This is a genomic window from Archangium minus (assembly GCF_044360475.1).
Classification (GTDB): Bacteria; Myxococcota; Myxococcia; order Myxococcales; family Myxococcaceae; genus Archangium; species Archangium minus.
The window spans coordinates 5,873,863-5,895,572 of record NZ_CP043494.1; the positions used below are offsets into that span (position 1 = coordinate 5,873,863).

General features: G+C 67.4%; 19 protein-coding genes and 2 tRNA genes. 13 read left to right on the plus strand and 8 right to left on the minus strand.

Going from position 1 to position 21,710, the window contains the following annotated elements; translation table 11 throughout:
• Nucleotides 1–2 precede the first annotated feature (2 nt).
• From F0U60_RS24095 to F0U60_RS24105, 3 genes are all read left to right on the plus strand, one after another.
• Nucleotides 3–386 (plus strand): ComEA family DNA-binding protein, encoded by a 384-nt coding sequence (locus F0U60_RS24095; RefSeq protein ID WP_395823705.1) that lies wholly within the window; start codon nt 3–5, stop codon nt 384–386.
• Nucleotides 387–422: 36 nt separating this feature from the next.
• Complete coding sequence (locus F0U60_RS24100; protein WP_395823707.1) at nt 423–2,597, plus strand: zinc-ribbon domain-containing protein; 2,175 nt, start codon at nt 423–425, stop codon at nt 2,595–2,597.
• Between the two features lie 174 nt (nt 2,598–2,771).
• Nucleotides 2,772–3,953: a glycosyltransferase family 2 protein gene (locus tag F0U60_RS24105; RefSeq protein WP_395823709.1), complete on the plus strand. Its 1,182-nt coding sequence runs from the start codon at nt 2,772–2,774 to the stop codon at nt 3,951–3,953.
• A 14-nt stretch (nt 3,954–3,967) separates the two neighbouring features.
• On the opposite strand, the gene zigA is transcribed toward F0U60_RS24105, so the two are convergent.
• The 3 genes from zigA to F0U60_RS24120 form a co-directional block, all read right to left on the minus strand.
• Nucleotides 3,968–5,203, minus strand: a complete 1,236-nt coding sequence (zigA, locus tag F0U60_RS24110) for a zinc metallochaperone GTPase ZigA (RefSeq protein ID WP_395823711.1) — start codon at nt 5,201–5,203, stop codon at nt 3,968–3,970.
• The gene (rpmG, locus tag F0U60_RS24115; protein WP_203404384.1) at nt 5,203–5,367 is read right to left on the minus strand and encodes a 50S ribosomal protein L33; all 165 of its coding nucleotides are present in this window, start codon (nt 5,365–5,367) and stop codon (nt 5,203–5,205) included. Before rpmG ends, zigA begins: the two co-directional genes overlap by 1 nt.
• A 161-nt stretch (nt 5,368–5,528) precedes the next feature.
• On the minus strand, nt 5,529–6,794 hold the full coding sequence (locus tag F0U60_RS24120) for an alpha/beta hydrolase family protein (protein ID WP_395823713.1): 1,266 nt from the start codon (nt 6,792–6,794) through the stop codon (nt 5,529–5,531).
• 227 nt (nt 6,795–7,021) lie between these two features.
• Here F0U60_RS24120 and F0U60_RS24125 point away from each other — a divergent pair, with 227 nt between their 5' ends.
• Nucleotides 7,022–8,179 (plus strand): hypothetical protein, encoded by a 1,158-nt coding sequence (locus F0U60_RS24125; RefSeq protein ID WP_395823715.1) that lies wholly within the window; start codon nt 7,022–7,024, stop codon nt 8,177–8,179.
• Here the strand turns inward: F0U60_RS24125 and F0U60_RS24130 are convergent.
• Both F0U60_RS24130 and F0U60_RS24135 read right to left on the minus strand, forming a co-directional pair.
• Nucleotides 8,162–8,980 carry a GNAT family N-acetyltransferase gene (locus F0U60_RS24130; protein ID WP_395823717.1) on the minus strand — a complete coding sequence of 273 codons (819 nt, stop codon included), beginning with the start codon at nt 8,978–8,980 and terminating at the stop codon, nt 8,162–8,164. The two genes, F0U60_RS24125 and F0U60_RS24130, sit on opposite strands and share 18 nt — an antisense overlap.
• 4 nt (nt 8,981–8,984) lie before the next feature.
• On the minus strand, nt 8,985–9,734 hold the full coding sequence (locus F0U60_RS24135; protein WP_395823719.1) for a CHAP domain-containing protein: 750 nt from the start codon (nt 9,732–9,734) through the stop codon (nt 8,985–8,987).
• 134 nt (nt 9,735–9,868) lie between these two features.
• On the opposite strand from F0U60_RS24135, the gene F0U60_RS24140 reads away from it, so the two are divergent.
• The 7 genes from F0U60_RS24140 (at nt 9,869) to F0U60_RS24170 (ending at nt 16,258) form a co-directional block, all read left to right on the plus strand.
• A complete protein-coding gene (locus F0U60_RS24140) occupies nt 9,869–11,557 on the plus strand; it encodes a HEAT repeat domain-containing protein (protein ID WP_395823721.1) in 1,689 nt (562 codons plus the stop codon).
• A 63-nt stretch (nt 11,558–11,620) separates the two neighbouring features.
• Nucleotides 11,621–13,648: an ATP-dependent helicase gene (locus F0U60_RS24145; RefSeq protein WP_395823723.1), complete on the plus strand. Its 2,028-nt coding sequence runs from the start codon at nt 11,621–11,623 to the stop codon at nt 13,646–13,648.
• 22 nt (nt 13,649–13,670) lie between these two features.
• A complete protein-coding gene (locus F0U60_RS24150; protein WP_395823725.1) occupies nt 13,671–15,299 on the plus strand; it encodes an Hsp70 family protein in 1,629 nt (542 codons plus the stop codon).
• Nucleotides 15,300–15,307: 8 nt separating this feature from the next.
• Nucleotides 15,308–15,733 (plus strand): hypothetical protein, encoded by a 426-nt coding sequence (locus F0U60_RS24155; RefSeq protein WP_395823727.1) that lies wholly within the window; start codon nt 15,308–15,310, stop codon nt 15,731–15,733.
• Between the two features lie 23 nt (nt 15,734–15,756).
• Nucleotides 15,757–16,035, plus strand: coding sequence for a hypothetical protein (locus tag F0U60_RS24160; protein WP_395823729.1), 279 nt, complete (start codon nt 15,757–15,759; stop codon nt 16,033–16,035).
• Between the two features lie 52 nt (nt 16,036–16,087).
• Nucleotides 16,088–16,159: transfer RNA gene (locus F0U60_RS24165), tRNA-Val, on the plus strand.
• Between the two features lie 27 nt (nt 16,160–16,186).
• Nucleotides 16,187–16,258 (plus strand) — tRNA-Val (locus tag F0U60_RS24170).
• Nucleotides 16,259–16,310: 52 nt separating this feature from the next.
• On the opposite strand, the gene F0U60_RS24175 is transcribed toward F0U60_RS24170, so the two are convergent.
• Together F0U60_RS24175 and F0U60_RS24180 are read right to left on the minus strand one after the other, a co-directional pair.
• Nucleotides 16,311–17,294 carry a TerC family protein gene (locus tag F0U60_RS24175; RefSeq protein WP_395823731.1) on the minus strand — a complete coding sequence of 328 codons (984 nt, stop codon included), beginning with the start codon at nt 17,292–17,294 and terminating at the stop codon, nt 16,311–16,313.
• A 36-nt stretch (nt 17,295–17,330) separates the two neighbouring features.
• A complete protein-coding gene (locus tag F0U60_RS24180; protein WP_395823733.1) occupies nt 17,331–18,233 on the minus strand; it encodes a zinc metalloprotease HtpX in 903 nt (300 codons plus the stop codon).
• Nucleotides 18,234–18,594: 361 nt separating this feature from the next.
• On the opposite strand from F0U60_RS24180, the gene F0U60_RS24185 reads away from it, so the two are divergent.
• Nucleotides 18,595–20,037 carry an MBL fold metallo-hydrolase gene (locus tag F0U60_RS24185; RefSeq protein ID WP_395823735.1) on the plus strand — a complete coding sequence of 481 codons (1,443 nt, stop codon included), beginning with the start codon at nt 18,595–18,597 and terminating at the stop codon, nt 20,035–20,037.
• Nucleotides 19,991–20,779, plus strand: coding sequence for a 4'-phosphopantetheinyl transferase family protein (locus F0U60_RS24190; RefSeq protein ID WP_395823737.1), 789 nt, complete (start codon nt 19,991–19,993; stop codon nt 20,777–20,779). The genes F0U60_RS24185 and F0U60_RS24190 overlap by 47 nt, the downstream gene beginning before the upstream one ends.
• Here F0U60_RS24190 and F0U60_RS24195 read toward each other — a convergent pair.
• Complete coding sequence (locus tag F0U60_RS24195) at nt 20,776–21,540, minus strand: thioesterase II family protein (protein WP_395823739.1); 765 nt, start codon at nt 21,538–21,540, stop codon at nt 20,776–20,778. The two genes, F0U60_RS24190 and F0U60_RS24195, sit on opposite strands and share 4 nt — an antisense overlap.
• Between the last annotated feature and the right edge of the window lie 170 nt (nt 21,541–21,710).

Sequence of the window (21,710 nt, forward strand, 5' to 3'; positions counted from 1 at the left end):
CCGTGAACCGGACCGGCGCGCTCGCGGTGGCCTCGCTCGGGCTGTTGGGCCTGGGTGTGGTGGCGCGTGGCCGCTGGCCGGACTCCGCGCCCGCGCTGGACTGTGAGCCCAGCGCGGTGCGCATGGTGGACGGGGTTGCGGTGTGCGGTGACGGCGCCGCCCCCTCCGCTTCGCAGCGCCTCGCGTTGGGGCAGAAGCTGGATCTCAACTCGGTGTCTGAGGACGACCTCGCGAGGGTGCCCGGGGTAGGGCCCTCGCTTGCTCGCCGTCTCACGCAGGCTCGAGACGCCCAGGGCCGCTTCGCCTCCTGGGAGGAGGTTGCGGCGATACCCGGGGTGGGCGCTGCCCGGCTGGAGACCCTCCAGGCGACGACCGAGCTACGGTAGGCGCCAGGGCCCCGAGGCGTGTGATAAGCACTCCCTGTGGAGATCGCCTGCCCCCAGTGCTCGATGCAGTACGCGCTCGACCCCCGGTTGCTTCCGCCAGGGGGTGTTCCGGTGCAGTGCACCCGTTGTAGCCACATCTTCATCGCCGCTCCGCCGGGAGCGGCGGCGCCTCCTCCGGCGACGCCCCGTCCCGCCGCGCCCAGCCCGAATCCGCACCCCAACCCCAGCCTGAACTCCACGTTGCCCTACGGCGGCGGAGGTGGGACCGCGCAGCCTCGGCCCATCGGGACGACGCAGACCTTTGGCGCGGTGCCGTCCGTGGCCCCCATGGCGCCCACGGGCCCCAGGCCCCAGCCCGCTCCGGTGGGGGCCGCACCCGCTCCCCAGACGACGCAGGTATTCGGCGCAGTGCCGCAGGTGCCGTCCGTGGCGCCCATGGCGCCGACGAGCCCCAGGCCTCAGCCCGCTCCGGTGGGGGCCGCGCCCGCGCCCCAGACGACGCAGGTGTTCGGTGCGGTGCCCAAGCCTCCACCCGCGGCCACCAGGCCTCCGACAGGTACGGCACCCGCGCCCCAGACGACGCAGGTATTCGGCGCAGTGCCACAACCGGCCAGGCCGCCCTCTGCGACGACGACGCCTCCCTTCGGTTCCATGCCGCAGCAGGTGGCTCCCAGTGCCAGGCCCCCTGCGAGCACGGCGCCCGTGCCCCAGACGACACAGGTATTCGGCGCCGCGCCCGTGCCCCAGACGACACAGGTATTCGGCTCTGCGCCGGAGGTTCAGCCCAAGGCTCAAGCTCCGGTGGCACCTCCTCCGTCCGCGCCCGTGTCCCAGCCCCAGGCCGGCCAGCCCGCGACAGGGTTGTTCTCGCAGCCGCCGGGGCTGATGCCTCGGGCCCCGACCGAGGAGCGGATTCCCGGGACCCCAGCGCCCCAGTCCAGGCCGTTGGTCGGGGTCGCGGCGACGACGCCCATCGAGCTTCCCGACGAGATCCTCGAACAGTTGAACCGCCCGCTCTCGGAGTTGATGGCGGAGGGCGCTTCTTCTCCCGAGAGCCCACAGCCCTCAGTGGGAGGGCCGGTGCAGGCCCTGTCCAAGCCTCTCGAGCTGCCGCCGGCATTGCTCGATGGGTCCGTCGACATCAGCCCCAAGGAAGGCCGCAACAAGCGCCCGGAGCCGAGTCACAAGGGCCGGAACCTGCTCATCGCGGGAGGCGTGCTCGTGCTTGCCTTGACGGCGTTCCTGACCTCGCCGGCCTGGCTCACGAAGTCCGATGCCATGCCGCACGAGGTGCGGGTCGCCCGGGACGAGGCCGTGGTGCTGCTGCGGCGGGACGATGCGACCTCGAAGCAAGAGGCCCTCACCCGGTTGAAGTCCCTGTGGGCTGCGCACCCCCAGCACGTCGAGCTCCTGGCGGAGGTGGCGAGCGCGCTTGGCATGCAGATGGACGACACCCATGTCCAGGTGGCCATGCTCCAGGCCAAGGTGACGAGGTTGAAGTCGCGCATCAGCCGCCTCAAGCAGGCCCGGACGCCATTCGACTGGCAGAGCCGGGTCAACACCATGCAGGACGAGCTGGCCTCGACTCAGCGGGAGCTGACCCCGCTCGAGGCGCGCGCCAAGACGCTCTCGAATGAAGCCGCGCAGGTGTTGAAGCAGCTGGGGGCGGCTCCCGAGAAGGAGTCCCGGGAGGCCGCTCTGGTTCGCCTTCGGGGCAGTGCCCTGCTCAGCAGCGTCCTGGGCGGGGGCGATTCACTCGGCCTGGCCGTGAAGCTGGCTCAGGCAGACCTGCGGGACTGGAGCACGGTGACGATGGCCGAGTACGTCCTCAACTACGCCACTCCCACGGAGGCGCAGATTCAGGAGGCCGTCTCCGCGCTGGAGCGTCTGCGTGAGAAGGACAACACCTTGCTGCGTGCCTATGTGCTGGGCGCGCGCATCGCCCTGATGCGCAAGGAGCTGGTCGTCGCGCAGTCTCTGCTGGACACCGTCATCACCCTCAACCCCAAGCACGAGCTGGCCCAGCAGCTTCATTCGTACGCCCGGGAGCTGGCGAAACAGGAAGCCGAGCCCGAGCCGACCCCGCCGGATTCCGCGCCCGAGGTCGAGCCCCCACCGGCTGTAGATCCAGAGGCCTCGGCCTCGCCGGACGCTGGGCCCGAAACCACCTCTTCGCCGGAGCCCTCTCTCGAGGCCACCCCCTCGCCTTAAGCGCGGGTCGGCAATTTTTGCCCTCCCTGAGGTGAAAGAATTTCCCGCTTACCGCCCAGATCCAGGCGCTTGCGCTTGAGGACGGGAGGAATGGTTGCGGCCGCGGGCGGCGGTATGTGTCTTGCTTCCCAAGGCCCGCGTGAACGGGTGTCGAGGGTCGGGGAGGCAGGGGTGATGGCGGAACTGGTGTTCTGGTGTGCCGCGGTGCTGCTGGTACACACGTACTTTCTGTACCCGGTGGTGTTGTTCGCCCTGGATGGCTTGGCGCAGGTGCTCCACAACGTGCGCTACATGCGCTCGGGGCAGAGCCAGCGCCTGGGTGAGCAGCCGAGCGAGCTGCCCCGCGTGAGCCTCGTGGTGGCGGCCTACAACGAGGCGAGCTGCATCGAGGAGAAGCTGCGCAACAGTCTGGCGCTGGACTATCCGGCGGAGCGCTTCGAGGTGCTGATCGGCTCGGACGGCTCGACGGACGGGACGGACGAGCTTGTGCAGCGGTGCACGGACGCGCGGGTGAGGCTGTCGGCGGCGCCGCGCGGCGGGAAGACGTCGGTGTTGAACCGGTGCATCCCGATGGCGAAGGGCGACATCGTGCTGCTCTCGGATGCCAACACGATGATTGAGCCGGAGGCGGTGAAGCGGCTGGTGCGGCACTTCGAGAACCCCGAGGTGGGGGCGGTGTGCGGGCAGCTGCGGCTCTACAACCCGACGAAGGCCGAGTACGAGGAGAGCACGTACTGGACGTACGAATCGCTCATCAAGTTCTACGAGGGCAAGCGAGGGGCGGTGGTGGGGGCGAACGGGGGGCTGTATGCCATTCGCCGCTCGCTGTTCAACGCGCTGCCCGCGTCGACGATCGTGGACGACTTCGTGATTCCGCTGCGCATCCTGGAGAAGGGCTACAAGGTGGTCTACGAGCCCGAGGCGGTGGCGCACGAGGAGACGACGGAGGACTACGGGAAGGAGTTCGGGCGGAGGGCGCGCATCGCGGCGGGGAACTTCCAGAGCCTGAGGATCGTGCCGGGCCTGCTGTCGCCGCTGTCCGGCTTCCCGGCGTTCGCGTTCTGGTCGCACAAGCTGCTGCGCTGGTGCGCGCCGGCGCTGATGGCCCTGGCCTTCGTGGCGAACCTCTTCCTGCTCAACAGCACCTTCTACCGGTTGGCGCTGGCAGGGCAGGTGCTGTTCTACGCGCTGGCGTACCTCGGGAAGAGGGGAGCGCTGAAGGGGACGGCCCGGAGGGTGGCGTCGGTGGCCTACTACTTCGTGACGATGAACCTGGCGATCGTGGTGGGCTTCTGGCGGTTCCTGCGCAACACGCAGCGGGCCGCGTGGGATCGCACGGCCCGGGCCTCGTCGTAGGACCGGAGGTGGGCTCATTCCGCGGACGTGGGGGTGCTTCCTTCTTCTTCGGGGCGCACCCTCACCCATTCGGGGAAGGGATCCTTCAGGCGGCGCCAGCCCTCGGGGCCCTTCGCGTATTCGGCGTCCGTGAGGAGACAGGCCTCCAGCCTGCGCAGCATGGCTTCGCGGTCCACGTTCCGAGTGATGAAGACAATCTCCTGGCGCCGGTCCCCGTGAGGACCCTCGCGCACCTCGCGCTCGAGCTCGGCGCGGGCCTCGGGGTCCTCTGGCCACTCCTCGCGCGGTACCGCATCCCACCACAGGCCCACGGGCTCGAAGGAGCAGGCTCCGCCCGCCTGTGCCCACACGCCGGTGATGTCCATGCGTGTGGCCAGCCAGAAGAAGCCCTTGGAGCGCAGCACTCCGCCCCAACCCTCGTGGATGAACTTCCAGAAGCGCCCGGGGTGCAGCGGACGGCGGGACCTGAAGACGAAGCTCTCGATGCCGTACGCCTCGGACTCCGGCACGTGCTCGCCGCGCATCTCCCTCAGCCATCCGGGTGAGCGCCGCGCCTTCTCCAGATCGAATCGGCCTGTGTTCAGCACCTCGGACAGGGGCACCTTGCCGCGCTCGGCATGCACCACCTTCGCCCCTGGATTGAGCCGGGCGAGGATGGCCTCCAGCTCCTCCACCTGGGTCGGGGTGACCAGGTCCGTCTTGTTCACCACCAGCACGTCGGCGAACTCCACCTGCTCCACCAGCAGGTCCACCACGGTGCGCTCGTCCTCCTCGCCCGCGGCCAGTCCCCGTTCGCGCAGGTCCTCCGCCTGCTCCCAGTCCTTCAGGAAGTTGAAGGCGTCTACCACCGTCACCAGCGTGTCCAGCCGAGCCACCTCACCCAGCTTGCGCCCGGAGCCGTCCTCGAAGGTGAACGTCTCCGCCACCGGCAACGGCTCGGAGATGCCCGTGGACTCGATGAGCAGGTAGTCGAAGCGGCCTTCCTTCGCCAGCCGCCCCACCTCCACCAGCAGGTCCTCGCGCAGGGTGCAGCAGATGCACCCGTTGCTCATCTCCACCAGCCGCTCGTCCACGCGAGACAGCGACGCGCCCGACTTCACCAGCTTCGCGTCGATGTTCACCTCGCTCATGTCGTTGACGATGACCGCCACCCGCAGTCCCTCGCGGTTGTGGAGCACGTGGTTGAGCAGCGTCGTCTTCCCCGCTCCCAGGAACCCCGAGAGCACCGTTACCGGCAGTGGCCCCGCCATCAGACCTTGCCCTCGCGGTACAGCACGTGCTTGCGGATGCGCGGGTCGTACTTCTTCTTCTCCAGCTTCTCCTGCGAGAGCCGCTTGTTCTTCGTCGTCGTGTAGAAGTGCCCCGTGCCCGCGGTGGACACCAGGTGGACGATGGTGCGGTTTCCCTTCGGCATGGTCGTTGTCTCCCGGCCACGCGGCCGTGCCGGTGGCTTCTAGAACCACCCCGACCATTAATGCAACGTTGTTGCATTTGCAAGGCGCTGTCAGCAGCCGTACAGCCGCACTGCCCTCCGGAGGCAATGCGGCTCGCTGGGCGACCAGGCGGTGCAGTGCTTCACGGCTTGACGTGGACCTCCACGTCCGGCTCCCGATCCAGGTGCGTCGTCAGGAAGTACGCCGCATCCCAGCGACCGCGCAGGTTTGCCTCGAAGTGCGCCAGTGTAGCCGCCCGGGCCAGGGTCAACTGCCGCGATGCGCCCATTGTCTGCTGGAAGCTCTCGCTGCACAGGGGGGTGCAGGTCGATGGATCGAGCGCACCAGGACCGACGCCCCGGGAGATGTCCTCCGCGAATCGGCCCGTGGTGATGTCTCCCTGCGTGGCGCCGGATTCCAGCAGCCGCTGACACTCCGGTGTATCGGTGTTGTTCACGAACGGAGCTTCCCGGTTCATGAAGCCGGTGTGCGTCCCTCCGATGAGCTCCACGAGGGTGACTGGCGGAGGAGCCAGCTCGAAGGCCCTCCGAGGCCCCTCGATGGGGACCAGCTCGTCCGCGGTCCCCGGGAGGATGAGCATGGGCACGGGACGCTGGAACACCGGGGCCCCGAGGAAGCATGACACGGGGGCCTGGGCCACCGCGGCCTGGATGCCATCGAGCGCCAGGACGGGGTGATAGGCGGCGATAAACACCGTCAACCCACCCGCGGAGAACCCCAGGATGCCCCGGCGCTGCGAGTCCACCGCCGCTGCGAGGTCCGCGTCAGCGCCGCTGAGCATTGCCACCTGGCGCATGACGAAGGCCATGTCCGCGGGCTGGTTGGCGGCATCCATGAGCGTCGGCCCCCCCGGGGCCCTTCCGCTGCTGAGGGGGAACAGCGGCGCGACGACGATGTAGCCATGCGTCGCCAGGTGCTCGTTGATGTGCCGGCCGGTGTCCCCCTGGCTGGTCAGACCATGCGCATACGCCAGCAGCGGAAAGGGTCCCCCGGACGCCACCGGGATGCGCTGGGGCGGGGGCGGCGAGGCCTGTGATGTGGGCGGGCATACGGGGTAGTAGACGCGCGTGGGCAGGGTTCTCGACGGTGCTCCTGGGAAGGTCCGGTTGGGAGGGGTGGGGCGCGAGGTGTCGACGAACACGAAGTCTCGCGTGGCGAACCCATACGGGCCTTCGGCGGAGAGCGACTCCAGCACCGCGGGCCTGTGCGAAGGTTTCGCCGGGCAGGTGCGCGGCTCGTGCTCCGGGTTGTCAGGAGGGTTGTGCTTCCATGGGACATCATCACATCCCCCTCCCAGTGTGGCCCCCAGCATCAGGAACAGCGCGAAGAGCAGCGCGGAGAGCGATCCCCTTTGTCTCGGGAATCGAGACCTGGCTTGTTGGAGCATACCCGTGCCTTTCCCATTCCCTGACATGGACAAGGAATGGCGAAAGGCATCTGAGGGAAGAGGCTCGATTCCATCCATGCCCCTCCAGGGCATATCAGTGCCTGGCAGTAGCTTCTCGACACTCGCGTAGGCAGTTCTGTCAGGACTCCTGCAACCCAGGGGTGGCTTTCCCAGGTGGGATGGAGCGCGCACGTTCAGGCACCTTCAACCCCAATGGAGGCAGACCCATGCGATTCCATCGATTCAGGATCGCCCTCGTCCTGCTGGTCGCCAGCGTCCTGTTTGGAACGAGTGTCTCGCGTGCCGATTCATCCTTTTCGAGACAAGGCTCTCTCGAGAGCTTCGTTCAACCCTTCCCCATCACCTTCGAGCGCCACGACTCCCATGTGATTGCGTTGCAGCTCGAGCATCCCGAATACGAGGCCATCGAGGCGATGGTGACCCATCGGCAGGGGAGACCGCCGTTGATCCGGGTGATTCTTTCGCTGCGCGGAGGATTCCAGATCGACTTCTACAACGACGAGGACGTGGCACGTGAACGTGCCGCGGTGCTGACCCAACGACTGACGTTCTACCGGCCCATCCAGTACGAGGAAGGTGAGATCGAAGGCCTTCCGACCTTGCGAGTCCGTTTTACTTCACATCGGGGTGAGGACATTCTCCTGGACTTCCACGGCAGCTCTGCCCCTAGGGCGGAGCTGGGTGGGTTCATCGATCCCGGGCCGCATGCAGGAGGTGCCGCGCTGCCCGTGATGTGGGCCAACGCCAGCGCGTTCGCCAGCCCCACCACTGAGGTGCTCATTGACGGGGTGCCCTATCCGATCGGCGAGGGCCCGACCCCAGGTTCTCTTTCGGCGTTCTATTCGAGAGGGTTCCTGATTGGCGTCTTCCGCGCCGGGGTTCTGAAGTTGTTCCAGTTCCGGCACCCGAGGCAACTCGTCGTAGGCGAGCGGTGGTTGTACTGGGACCACACCGGGAACCTGCACGTGTATAAGATTATCGATATCGCCGGGGAGTGGGTCACCGTTCACAAGACGTCCACGTCGGCGTTCCTTCCGGAGGAGCTCCTCACGGCCCGCATGGTGGAAGAGAAGCTCCTTCTCCAGTCTGTCCGGGCCACCGGTCGCACGGGGCTGCAGGACACCGTGCCGCCCCCTCACGAGGGCTTCATCCTCGACCTGTCCGCAGCCGGGAGCTTTTCGCTGTCCATCGACGACCATGCGGACCTGGTGACGGGGACCGCCTCCGTTCAGAAGCTGGGTCTGACAACGACGTGGCGCCTCGAGCCCTTGCAGCCCTCCTGGGCGACGAACCGGACGGTGACGGCCTCCGTCTCGAGGTTCTGGAACATCTACGTCCTCGAGAACTCAGTCGGCGAGCCTTGATTTGTTGGAGTAGATCCGGAAGGTACACACCTCCCGGAAGCCCATCCGTCGATAGATGCCCAGGCCGTCAGGAGAGGCCTGAAGGGCGCCAATCTTCGCGCCGAGTCTGCGCGCGAACGCGAGGGAGAAGTGGGTGAGCGCCGAGCCGTAGCCCCGGTTTCGGTGCTCGGCCCGAGTGCTGATGTCGAAGATGTGTGCGCCATCCCCGCTCAGGTAGATCGAGCTTGTCCCCACCGGGCGGCCGTCGACGAGTCCCAGGAAGAGCTTGAGCGGGCGCTCCGTCAACCCTCCGAGCCGGGCCACCTGTTCGTAGAAGGGCACGACATAGACGTCCGGTGGATTGAAGAGCGAGGCAATGACGTGGCCAAAGGCTTCCACCTCCTCTGGCCGCTCCACCAGCTTGATCTCCAGTCCGGCGGGTGGGTTCAGCTCGGGGAGCTCGCTGAGCTCGGCCAGCATTCCTACGTCGACCTCGTCCTCGACGAAGTCGTTGCGCCGGAGTGCCTCCAGGAAGGCATCCTCTCGGAGCTCGTCGCAGGTCCACCAGGCCGCGGGAAGCTTCGCCGCGTTGAACTCCCCGCAGATGCGGTCGGCCAGCGCTGGACCTTCCGCACCGAGCCGCTTGCTGATCACCAGGTTGAAGGTGTCGGTTTTGTAGCCGGAGTTGATGGCCGCGTAGTGAGGGGTCCGTTGGACCCGTATCGGCGGCCCGAGTTGGCCCGGATAGTAGGTGTTCTTGTCGATCAGCCCCTCGAACAGGAGCTCGAGCCGCGCATCGATGGGTGCATCCTGGATTCTCATAGGTCTACCTCCGTGCTACCTGGGTGGGTGCAGTCTCGGGCAACACCGAGCCATATGCAGCGAAGAGTTGCCCGGTGAGCACGGGAGCCTTCCCGGCCCCGGGAGCGCGCAGCATGTCGTTCAGCACTTCACCCGTGCGAGGATCACGCCGGAGGCTCGGCTTCGCGAGGTTCATCCGGTAGCGCACCACGCCGCGCTTCACTCGATGGATGACGACGACGGTGCCATCGCGCTCGACCTCGTCCACCACCCCCACATGGGTGAGCCCATCGTTGCGGCGGCCGTCGCGGTTCTGGTCGTAGGTCTCGCGGAAGAACACCAGGTCGCCCGGCTTCGGTCGGCCCCGGGTGTACACGCGGCCATGGGTCCTCGCGTAGCGGTACATCGCGGTGACGCCGTTGTCCCGGGACAGGTTGGCGCCGCGGAACGAGACTCCCGCCTTGGCGTAAACGGCCTCGACAAAGCCGGTGCAGTCGTTCGGCCAGGTACGCCCGGCGAGCCGCACCTTGCTGCTGCCCACAAGTCCTCGGGCCGCGGCGAGCACATCCTCGCGGGCATCGGGCGGGAGAGGGCGCACCTTCTGCTTCTGGGGAGCAGGCGAGGGAGCCGGCTCACTCAGGGGGGCCCGGGGCGCGGCGGCGGGCGTCAGCGGGCTGTACCGGTAGCTGGAGGCGATCACCCGCCCTCCCATGGGCATGCCGGTGGCGCACCCCGTCAGCACCACCATTCCCGCGAGCAGCACGCAGAGCCTCATGTCGCGACCTCCCTGTAGCGAATCCACGGGGGCATGCTCCGGTGGACCGGGCGTGTCGTCAAAAAACCTACCCAGCCGAGCGGACGAGGAGGCTTGGGTTTTTCACCCGGGGACGTGGTGGTAATGCTGCGGTGATGCGCAAGCTCCGAGCCTTCTCCCTGCTGTTGTTGTTGACCGGCTGTGGCGCGCCCCGGGCGTACCAGCGGGCACGGGACGCGGACACGCTGGAGGCGTACCGCGCGTTCCTGCGCGAGTACCCGGTGGGCGAGGAGGCCGAGGCCATCGAGGTGCGCATCGAGGAGCTGGAGTTCGAGGAGGCCTCGAAGCTGCACACGGTGGTGGCCTACAAGCGCTTCCTGGAGGCGCACCCGGAGGCACCGCAGGCCCGGGCAGCGAAGGCGCTGCTGGAGGGGTTGCGCTTCAACGCGGCGAAGGAGACGGGCACGGCGGCGGCGTTGCGGCAGTTCCTGCGAGACCATCCAGACGGGGCTCAGCGCGAGGAGGCGCAGCGGCTTCTGAAGGAGGCGGAGCTGAAGGAGCTGTCCACGACGACGGACACGCAGCAGCTGCGCGAGTACCTGCGGGAGGCGCCGGATGATCCGCGGCGGTTGGAGGTGGAGTCGCGGCTGGATGACGAGACCTTCACGCGAGCGGAGACGGCAGGAGCGGCGCAGCTCCTTGCGTACCTGCGGGACTTTCCGGCGGGGCGGTATCGCGAGCAGGCGAAGGCGAGGTTGCTGGAGCTGGAGGTGGAAGGGCTGCTCGTCTCGGGGTTGGTGGAGGAGGCGGAGGCTCGCGTGGCGGGACACCCGCTCGGGGCGAAGCTGAAGAACTTCCCGGCTCGCCTGGCCCGGGCTCGTGCCGAGCGCGCGGCCCTGCAGAGCCGCGAGCCGTTGGCTCAGGCTGCGCAGGTGGGGCACTACCTGCGGAGCATCGACGACCTGCGGAGCGCGTTGCTCGCGCCGGATCCGATGGATCGATGGCAGGCGGCGGAGGAGCTGGGGCAGCACGTGTCGGTGAAGGTGTTGGATCCCTTGCTGGATGCGTTCCGTTCGGGGCGCAACCCGCTTGTCCGGCAGCGGGCCCTGGAGGGCCTCCAGACGGTGCTGCGCGCGCTGCCGAAGCCGGTGGCGGACTACGAGGTGGCGGTGCGGCTGGAGTCGCTGCGCGAGAAGGCAGGCAGCCCGGAGCTGTACCTGTCCATGGCGGTGCTGTTGGATCTGTCAGGTCGGATGGGTGAGGCGGTTCCCGAGTACCAGCGGGCCTTCTTGCCGGAGGATCCGGATCCGGTGGTGCTGCGGCGCTGGGTGGAGATCCGCGAGGAGAGGCGCCAGTCCTTCTCGGCGGCGGTGGCGGCGCGGCAGCTCTCACTGTGGGCGCTGCGGGTCGCGCGCGAGGAGTCGATCTCCTCCGAGGGCGGTGTGCCACTGGCGGCGGCGAGGCAGTTGTGTGCGGCGGTGCAGGGAGCGCGCTTCGCGTCGGAGACCATCTCCCGAGCCCGGAAGGCGAACACCGAGTTCCCCGAGGACCTGGACGGCTTCGCGATGACGGCGGCGGATGCGCTGAAGCTGGCGGAGGCACGGCTGGCGGACGCGGAGCTGCTGCTGCGTGAGCAGACGCCTGGGGTTCGCACGTGCGGAGAGAACGAGGTCCGCGAGCGCCTGGCGAGCGCCGTGTCCGAGCGCCGTGAGGCACTCCGCTCGGTGGGGACGAAGCTGCCGAAGCTCGCGCCGCTGTTGCTTGAGCTCGCCCGGGACCGGGATCCGTCCCCGGAGATCCGCGCCGAGGCTACCTCCCGACTCACGGCGCTCCAGACGCATTGAACAGGTGTCCCCTCCGACTGACTGGATCTCCTAGGTCAGACCGACCCGTAAAGTGAGTCGTCGATGGCCACTCGCACGTACATGCTGAAGGCCGCGACGACGACGCCTGCGTCGCGCATCGACTATGAGCGGCTGCTCAACGAGGAGCAGTTGCTCGCGGTGGAGGCGGGGGAGGGGCCGGTGCTGGTCATCGCGGGGGCGGGCTCCGGCAAGACGCGCACGCTGACGTTCCGGGTGGCGCGGATGCTGGAGCGGGGCATTCCCCCCGAGGCGGTGCTGCTGCTCACCTTCACCAACAAGGCCGCGCGGGAGATGACGCGGCGGGTGGAGGAGCTGGCCGGGGCGTTCGCGGACGTGCGCGCGCTGCTCGGTGGCACCTTCCACCACGCGGCCCATGTGCTGCTGCGCCAGCACGCAGGGGCCATTGGCTTTACCCGCGACTTCACGGTGCTGGACCGTGAGGACGCGCGCGACCTGATGTCCTCGTGCATCGCCGAGCGCAAGCTGCCCCGGGAGCGGCGCTTCCCCAGGGCCGAGGTGGTGTTGGACCTGGTCTCCATGGCCGCCAACCTGCAGTCGACAGTGGCGGAGGTGCTGGTGGAGCGTCGGCCGCAGTTCCTCCCGCTGGCGGAGGAGGTGCTCGCGGTGGCGCGCCGCTTTGCCGAGCGCAAGGCGCGTATGCACCTGATGGACTTCGATGATCTGCTGGTGATGCTCAAGCGGCTGCTCGTCGACAGCCCCATCATCCGCGAGCAGCTCGTGGACCGGTTCCACTGCGTGCTGGTGGACGAGTACCAGGACACCAACCGGCTGCAGGGCGATCTGGTGGATCTGCTCGCCGGCGAGCGCCGCAACCTCACCGTGGTGGGCGATGACTGCCAGTCCATCTACAGCTTCCGGGGCGCGGACTTCACCAACATCATCGACTTCCCCAAGCGCTACCCGGGCTGCGGCATCTTCCAGCTCACCCGCAACTACCGCTCCACGCCGGAGATCCTCCGGCTGGCCAACGCCTCCATCACCCTCAACCAGCGCCAGTTCCCCAAGCAGCTCATCTCCTCGCGGACCCCGGGGCCCGTGCCCGTGCTGGTGCCCACCCTGGACGTGGATCAGCAGGCCGCCTTCGTGGCCCAGCGGGTGCTCGAGCTGCGCGACGGAGGCATGCCGCTGGAGGAGATGGCGGTGCTCTACCGCGCCCACAGCCACTCCATTGAGCTTCAGCTGGAGCTGACGCGTCGGGGCATCCCCTTCCGGGTGCGCTCAGGGGTGCGCTTCTTCGAGCAGCTCCACGTGAAGGACGTGCTCGCCCACCTCCGGCTGGTGGGCAACCCACGCGACGAGCTCGCCCTCAAGCGGATCATCCAACGGGTGCCCGGCATTGGCCCGGCCAGGGCGGAGGCCCTCTGGGAGGCGCTGCTCACCCTGCCGTCGGAGCTCTCGCTGGTGGAGGCCCTGGCTCGTCCCGAGATCCAGGCCGCGGTACCCCGCAAGGCGGTTCCGGGCTTCGGCCGGTTGATCCACCTGCTGGAGCGGTTGAGTACCCCTGGGTCGAACTTGACCCCAGGGCGAATGATCCAGGATGTGCTGGAGGGGGGATACGGGGAGTACCTGCGGACGGAGTTCCCGGAGGAGGAGCGGCGGGAGGACGACATCCGGCAGCTGGCCGAGTTCGCGGGGCGCTTCGAGGACCTGGCGCGCTTTCTGTCGGAAATCGCGCTCGTGGCCGAATTCTCGGCGCGTGAGGCGACGGGAGAGGCCCCGGACGAGAGCCTCACGCTTTCCACGGTGCACCAGTCCAAGGGTCTGGAATGGCGGGCGGTTTTCGTTATCTCCCTGGCCGAGGGCCGCTTCCCACTGCCCGGTGCCGCTCGCACACCCGACGAGGAGGAAGAGGAGCGCCGGCTTTTCTACGTGGCGGCGACTCGGGCCAGGGACGAGCTGGCGCTGAGCTACCCAATCTCCGCGGTCCTGCGAGGAGGCGAGCGGGCGATCCTCCGGCTCTCCCGATTCGTCGAGGAGCTACCTGTAGGCGAGGATGCCCCCTATGACCGGCTGATCCTGGAGACGAGAACTAAGCAAGACGGCTCCTGACGTGATACAGAGTAGTACTCCAATGGCGGACAGACCTCGCATCATCGGGATTGATCTGGGAACGACCAACACGCTGGTCGCGTCCGTGAAGAACCGCATCCCGAAGATTGTCCCCACGGATCGTGGAAACCTGATCCTTCCCTCCGTGGTGGCCCTGTCCGGCAAGGGAGAGCTGCTGGTGGGTGGTGTGGCCAAGGATCAAATGGTCACCAACCCGAAGAATACGCTCTACGGGACCAAGCGCCTCATCGGCCGCAAGTACCACTCCAAGGTGGTCGAGGACCTGAAGGGGTACTTCAAGTACGACATCGTGGAGGCCCCGGACGGGGAGGCCGCGGTGACGCTGGGTGGGCGCCTGTACACGCTGCCCGAGGTGTCCAGCTTCATCCTCAAGCAGCTCAAGACGATTGCCGAGCAGTTCCTGGGTGGCCCCATCGATGAGGCCGTCATCTCCGTGCCGGCGTACTACACGGACAGCCAGCGCCAGGCGGTGAAGGAGGCCGGCAAGCTCGCGGGCTTCAACGTCAAGCGCATCGTCAACGAGCCCACCGCGGCGGCGCTGGCCTACGGCTTCAACCGTGGGTTGGATCAGAAGATCCTCGTCTACGACCTGGGCGGTGGCACCTTCGACGTGTCGGTGCTGCACCTGACGGGGAACGTCTTCGAGGTGCTGGCCACCGGTGGTGACACGTTCCTGGGCGGTGTCGACTTCGACAACCGGGTGATGGACTACGTGCTCGAGAAGTTCTGGGAGGAGACGAAGATCGACCTCTCGCAGAGCCCCATCGCCATGCAGCGCATCAAGAACGCGGCTGAGGCGGCGAAGATTGATCTGACGCTCATTCCCAACGTGGTCATCGACCTGCCCTACATCGAGGAGCGCAAGGGCAAGCCGTTGGATCTGCGGATCCCGCTCACGCGCGAGAACCTCAACGCGCTCACCATGGACCTGGTGGATCGCACGTTTGAGATCTGCGACCGGGTGCTGGCGGAGAAGGGCATCAGCCGTTCGCAGATCGACGAGATCATCCTGGTGGGCGGGCAGAGCCGCATGCCGCTGGTGCAGCAGCGGATCCAGGAGCACTTCGGTAAGCCGCCGCGCAAGGGCGTGCACCCGGACGAGTGCGTGGCGCTGGGCGCGGCGCTGCTGGCGGACTCGCTGGGCAGCATCGACTCGGTGACGCTGCTGGACGCGGTGTCCATGCCCATTGGCTACGCGCTGCCCAATGGGCGCGTGCGCCGGGTCATCGACAAGAACTCCGTCATTCCATTGGTGAAGAGCTTCCGGCTGCCTCCTCCGAAGGAGCCGGGTGCGCCCTTCATTGAAATGGACATCTTCCAGGGCGACAGCGACCTGATGGTGGACAACGAGTACCTCGGCACGCTGAAGGTGCCGGCCGAGGCGGCGGGGCGGAAGATCGACTTCCGGCTCAACGAGGAGTGCCTGCTGCAGGTGATCGTCGAGGAGCCCAGTGGCCCGAGGCGCATCGAGCTGGCGACGCGTGACACCCCGGAGCTGCTCAAGAAGGAGCTGGCGCGGGTGGCCGAGGAGCGGGCGCAGAAGGCCGAGCAGGCGGCGGCTACGCCGTCGTCCCACCAGGAGGGCAGCGGGCTGTTCTCCAGCATCAAGAGCATCTTCCGCAGGGGGTAGCGGGCGGCATGGCCACGTTCCCGTCGAAGGAGTGGTGTGAGGAGGCGGTACGGTTGGTGAACGCGGACCCGGAGTGCTCGCTCGCCGCCCAGGGGTGGCAGGGGGAGATCGGGGTCATCGTCGACGCGGAGCCCGGCAAGTTGTCGCGGGTCTTCGTGGTGCACCTGGTCCCTCGCGGCACCCGCATTGAGAAGCTGCGGGTGCTGGATGATCCGGACGACCTGGACGAGCTCGATCCGGCTTATCTGGCCCGGGCGCCGTACTCGGTGTGGAAGCAGCTGCTGCAGGGCAGCCTGGATCCCGTGGAGGCGGTGCTGCGGCGCCGCATCGCGGTGAAGGGGGACCTGCAACAGCTCATCGAGCGCTTGAGGTTCAAGGGCATCGCAGATCGTGTCTTCGCCCAGTTGAAGACAGAGTACGTGGACGAGCAGTGAATGCCAGCGGGGGGCAGGCAGCCATGAGTATCCGTCGGAATCTGAAGAAGCAGGCGCTGGGTGTGTCGCAGAAGGCCGTGGAGAAGCTCATGGCCGACGAGAAGCGGGCCATGGTGGTTGCCCAGGCGCTGGGTTCAGTGCAGCGGGGCAAGCAGGCCCTGGACCGGAGCCAGGAGGAGCTGATGCGGGTGCTGAGCTTCGCACCCCGGAGCGACTTCAAGGCCGTGGGCAAGAAGCTCTCCGGCCTCAAGCGCCGGCTGCGCGAGCTGGACGAGAAGCTGGAAGAAGTGGCGAGAGAATAGGCGTTGACAGGGGGCACAGCGGGTGGCATCTACCTACCCGTCGCTTCGTCGGGGGCGCATAGCTCAGCGGTAGAGCACTGCCTTCACACGGCAGGGGTCCCAGGTTCGAATCCTGGTGCGCCCACTCCCACGAAACCCGATGACCGCAGTCGGGCGCATAGCTCAGCGGTAGAGCACTGCCTTCACACGGCAGGGGTCCCAGGTTCGAATCCTGGTGCGCCCACACGAGAGAGGCCGTGAGTCCCTTGGGGCTCACGGCCTCTTCGCTTTTCAGCCTACTCCGCCGGAGCCGGCTGGCTGCCCGTGTCCACGGCCTTGCCCGCCTGGGCCCGCTCCTGCGCCCGCGCCTTCAGCAGCGAGGCCGCGATGGAGACGCCCAGCATCAAGGCGATGACACCCAGCGACACCGCGGACGGCACCTTCACCACGTCGATCAGCGCCATCTTCGCGCCCACGAACACCAGCACTCCGGACAGGCCCACCTTCAGGTAGGAGAACTTCTCCACCGCCCCCGCCAGCACGAAGAACAGCGAGCGCAGGCCCATGATGGCGAAGATGTTCGAGGTGAAGACGAGGAAGGGATCCGTCGTCACCGCGAAGATGGCCGGGATGGAGTCGAGCGCGAAGAGCACGTCCGTCAGCTCCACCAGCACCAGCGACATGAGCAGCGGCGTGGCCAGCTTCCGGCCGTTCTCCATCGTGAAGAAGCGGTCGCCGTCGAAGCGCGTCGTCGAGGGGATGACCCGCCGGGCCAGCTTCATGACCGCACCATCCTCCGGGTGCTCCTCCTTGTTGCGCTGCACGAAGAGCTTCACACCCGTGAAGATGAGGAACGCGCCGAAGACGTAGATGAGCCAGTGGAAGCGCTCGAGCATCGCCACGCCCGCGAAGATCATCACCGCGCGCAGCACCAGTGCGCTCAGGATGCCCCAGAAGAGCACCCGGTGCTGGTACAGCGATGGAATCTTCAGCGCCGAGAAGATGACGACGAAGACGAAGATGTTGTCGATGGAGAGCGACTTCTCAATGAGGTAGCCGGTCAGGAACTGCATCGCCGGCGTGGAGCCGAACTTCCACCAGATGCCCAGGTTGAACACCAGCGCCAGCGCGATCCACACGCCGCTCCACGCCAGGGCTTCCTTGAACTTCACCTCGTGCGTGTTGCGGTGAAAGACCCCCAGGTCCAGCGCCAACATCGCCAGCACGAATATGATGAACCCCGCCCATAGGGCGGGGCTGCCTACACTCTGCATTTCCATGAATAGGTGTCTTTCGTTTTGAAGTGTGGAAGACCGTCAGCGGGCGAAGGGGAGGGCGGTGCTCCAGCCCCGGGAGCGGGAGGAGGGCATCCGCGAGGCCAGCTCGTGCAGCCGGCGCACGCGCTCCTCGGTGCGCGGGTGCGTCGAGAAGAGCGACAGGATGCTCTGCATCCCCGCGAAGGGGCTCACGATGAACAGGCTCGCCGTGGCCGGCCGGCCCTCCACCGGCAGCGCCATGGCCCCGGCCTCCAGCTTCTGCAGCGCCATGGCCAGCGCCTCGGGGTCCCCGCTGATCTCCGCGCCCGTCTGATCCGCCAGGTACTCACGCGAGCGGGAGATCCCCATCTGGATCAGCGTCGCCGCAATGGGCGCCACCAGCGCCAGCGCCAGGGTCTGCAGCGGCGACAGTCCCTCGCCCTCGTCCTCGTCCCGGCCCATGAACATCGAGCCGAAGAGGCCCACCGCGTGCGCCAGGTACGTCACCGCCGAGGCCACCGCGGCCGCGATGGTGGACACCAGGATGTCCCGGTTCTTGATGTGCGCCAGCTCGTGCGCCAGCACCCCGCGCAGCTCCCGCTCATTGAGCACCTCCAGGATGCCCGCAGTCACCGCCACCACGCCATGCTCCGGGTTGCGGCCCGTGGCGAACGCGTTGGGCTGCGCCTCGTGCATCAGGAAGACGCGCGGCTTGGGGATGCCTGCCTGCCGCGACAGCTCCTCCACCATTCGGTGCAGGCCCGGCGCCTGCTGGGGGCTCACTTCCTGCGCCCCGTGCATGCTCAGCACCAGCTTATCCGAGAAGAAATAGGCCCCCACGTTCATCGCGAGCGACAGCACCAGCGCTCCGATGAGGAATCCCTTACCCAGCGCGGCGCCGATTCCAATCAGCACCACCGACAGAACGCCGAGCAGTAGGAGAGTCTTGATTTGATTCTTCATGGCTCCGTCCACGCACCACGGGCTCGGGCGCGCACCACACGCGCCCAAAACCCCAGGCATCTTGGGAAATAAGAGGCGCGCGAATCTTCGGCAAATAGGTAATCAAGACGAAACCCTTCGAAAAAACCGAACTGAAGCAGGCGCTTGCTTCATGTCCTCGTGGGGCAGACGGGCTGGCGGAGAATGGGCAGAGATTTCCATCGTACCCACACGTTTTTCAGGTCGGCCGCCAGACTTCTGCTCGAAGTTGAACCTCTGGCTCGCACTCGAGGGTCATGGCCGCAGCTCTCCCCACACACCAGCCTTCCGGCTGCTCCAAGCGTGCGACCCGTACGTCCGGAGGCACATGGAGGAGCCCTTCATGCAGCTCACGTTCCTGGGTCACGCCGGTTTTCTGGTGGAAACTCAACAGGCGCTGGTGGTCGTGGACCCCTGGTTGTCACCCCTGGGGGCGTTTGACTCGGCGTGGATGCAGTTCCCGCGCAACCACCAGCTCGCACCCTTGGTACGAGAGAAGCTGGAGCACTCGCCCAAGCAGCGCTTCCTCTACGTGAGCCACGAGCACAAGGATCACTACGATCCCGACTTCCTCCGCACGCTGACGAAGCGGGACTTCACCGTCGTTATCGGTCGATTTCGCCGCACCGCGCTCCGGGCGGCCTTCGAGGCCTATGGGGCTCGACGTGTCATTGCCTGCGAGGACCAGCAGGAGGTGCCCTTCGAGAACGGCTCCTTGAAGCTCTACCTCTCCGACTCGGGGATCCACCGGGATTCGGCGCTGTTGATCCAGGCCGACGGGCAGCGCTTCCTCAACCTCAATGACTGTGAGGTCCATGAGCGGCTGCCCGCCATCATCGCGGAGGAGGGGCCCATTGATGTCTTCACGGCCCAGTTCTCGGGCGCCATCTGGCACCCCACCTGTTACGACTACCCGCGCGAGGTGTACGCGGAGCACTCACGGCGAAGGCGCGCCCTCAAGTTCGAGGCGGTGGCGCGCGCCATTGAGACGGTCCAACCCCGCGTCTACCTGGCCTCGGCCGGCCCGGCCTGCTTCTTGGATCCGTCGCTCTTCCACCTCAACCTCGAGCCGGTGAACATCTTCCCCCGCGCCTCGGAGCTCTTCACCTTCCTCAACTACCGCCTGGCCGGAAAGACGCCGCGCCTCATCGAGCCCATGCCCGGTGATGTGCTCGACCCGGGCCTGGGAGAGCTGGTTTCGCTGGCGTCCGAGCGCGTCACGGATGAGAACCGCTCGCAGTACCTGCGCTCCTACGCGACGCTCCAGACGCGCATCTTCCGTGAGCGTCGGCGCAAGCTGCTGCTCGAGGAGGTGGATCGCATCCACCTGCGGCTCCACCTGGAGATGCAACGCAAGCTGGAGGCCTTCTCGCTGGCGGATCACGTGCTGATGCCCTTGTACCTGGGCCTCCTCGAGCTGCCGGGGCAGCTCATCCGTGTGGACTTCCGCTCGCGGCGGGTGGATGTCGTCAGCGAGGTGCGCGACCTGAGCCGGTACATGCTCCTCGCAAGTGCCGTGGACATCGCCCGCGTGCTGGATCGCAAGCTGAACTGGGAGGACTTCCTGCTGTCGTTCCGCTTCCGCGCCTCTCGCTCGCCGGACGTCTACGACGCCACCCTGCATGGCTTCCTCGCGGCCGAGGTTGAGGATCTGCGCGCCATGGACCGTGAACAGGCGCGCGGTCGTCGGGCTGGCGCGTACGCCCGTGACGCGATAGGGGAAGGGCTGGACATCGCCCATGATGCCGAGCCCCCCTTCCGAGCCGCCCCTGTCGCTGCGCCCTGACGAGGTCCACCTCTGGGTAGTGGAGCCGGAGCGTATCTCCGATCCCGGGCTCCTCTCGGCCTACCACGCGATGCTCAGCACGGAGGAGCAGGACAGGCACTCGCGCTTCCGCTTCGAGAAGCACCGGCTGCAGTTCCTCGTGTCGCACGCGCTGGTGCGCGTCACCCTGTCACGCTACGCGCCGGTGCGGCCCCAGGCCTGGCGCTTCGCCACCAACGCGTATGGGCGTCCGGAGATCGTCGGGGAGGCGCTCCCCCGCATCCGCTTCAACCTCTCGCACACGGACGGCATGGCGGTGTGCGCGGTGGTGCTCGACACGGACGTGGGGGCGGACGTGGAGAACTCGGCGCGTCCGGGCCAGACGGTGGAACTGGCCGACTCCTTCTTCGCGCCCTCAGAGGTGGCGGCGCTGCACGCTCTACCTGTCGAGCGCCAGCGCGAGCGCTTCTTCGACTATTGGACCCTGAAGGAGTCCTACATCAAGGCGCGAGGCGCGGGGCTGAGCCTGCCGTTGGATCAGTTCGCGTTCCACCTGGAGGCCGGGAAGCCGCCTCGCATCTCCTTCGATCCTCGTCTGAAGGACGACCCGGAGACGTGGCAGTTCGTGCAGGTACGGCTGTCGGCGGAACACCCGGCGGCGGTGGCGGTGCGCCGGGCTCGGGGTCTGCCCCTGACGGTGCGGTGCCAGCGGACCGTGCCGCTGGCGGGGGATGGACCTCCCTGGTTTGTTTTGGTCTCCTAGGGGCCGACCTCGGGGCACCAGCGGACGATCTCTTCGCGCAGTGCCGCCAGCAACGGCTCGCGGGCCGTGCGAATGAAGAAGTGCCTGCCGGGGAAGTGGCGGAAGCGGAACTCGCCTGTCGTCAGCTCGCGCCAGTGCTCGAGCTCGGGGAGCGGGACGTGCGGATCCTCGAGCGCCCCGAAGGCTGAGATCGGGCAGCGCACCGGCACGGCGGGGAGCGGGGCATCCGCGATGGAGAAGTCGGCGCGCAAGGACGGCAGGATCATCTCCAGCAGCTCCTTGTGGGCGAAGACCTCGGCGGGCGTACCCTCGTACTTGCGGAGCAGCTCGACGAAGGCCGCGTCATCGAGCGAGTCGCGGGACTCGCGGGAGCGGTGGGGCGCCCCCGCGGCGGCCATCACCATCCCAAGTGGCATCGGCGCGCCGCGGACCTGCCAGCGCTGCGCGAGCGCCTGGGCGATCCGCGTGCCCATGCTGTAGCCGAAGAAGATGAAGGGCTTGTCCAGCAGCGGGGCCAGCACCGGCTCCAGCGCGTCCAAGAGCGGGGGAATCTGCCGGAAGGGGGGCTCCATGATGCGCCGCTCACGGCCTGGGAGCTGGATGGCGACCAGCTCGACGCCCGCCGGGAGCGCCGCGCTCCAGCCGTTGTAGATGGAGGCGCCCCCGCCCGCGTATGGGAAGCAGAACACCCGCAGGCGTGCGTTGGGATGGGGCTGCCGGGTAGGGAACCAGGGATTCGTCGATGGGTTCACTGGACGCATGTCCGTGCATCTAGCACGGAGCGTCAAAGCAGGAACGGGAGACGAGCATCCAGGCGTGGTCGCGGGACTTTAATACGAGCCCCCGGGTACCTCGCCGCCGAGCGTTGCCGCCCTTGTTCCCTACATGACAACATTGGGGGACTCCCCCCACATTTTTTTCTCAAGGGGTG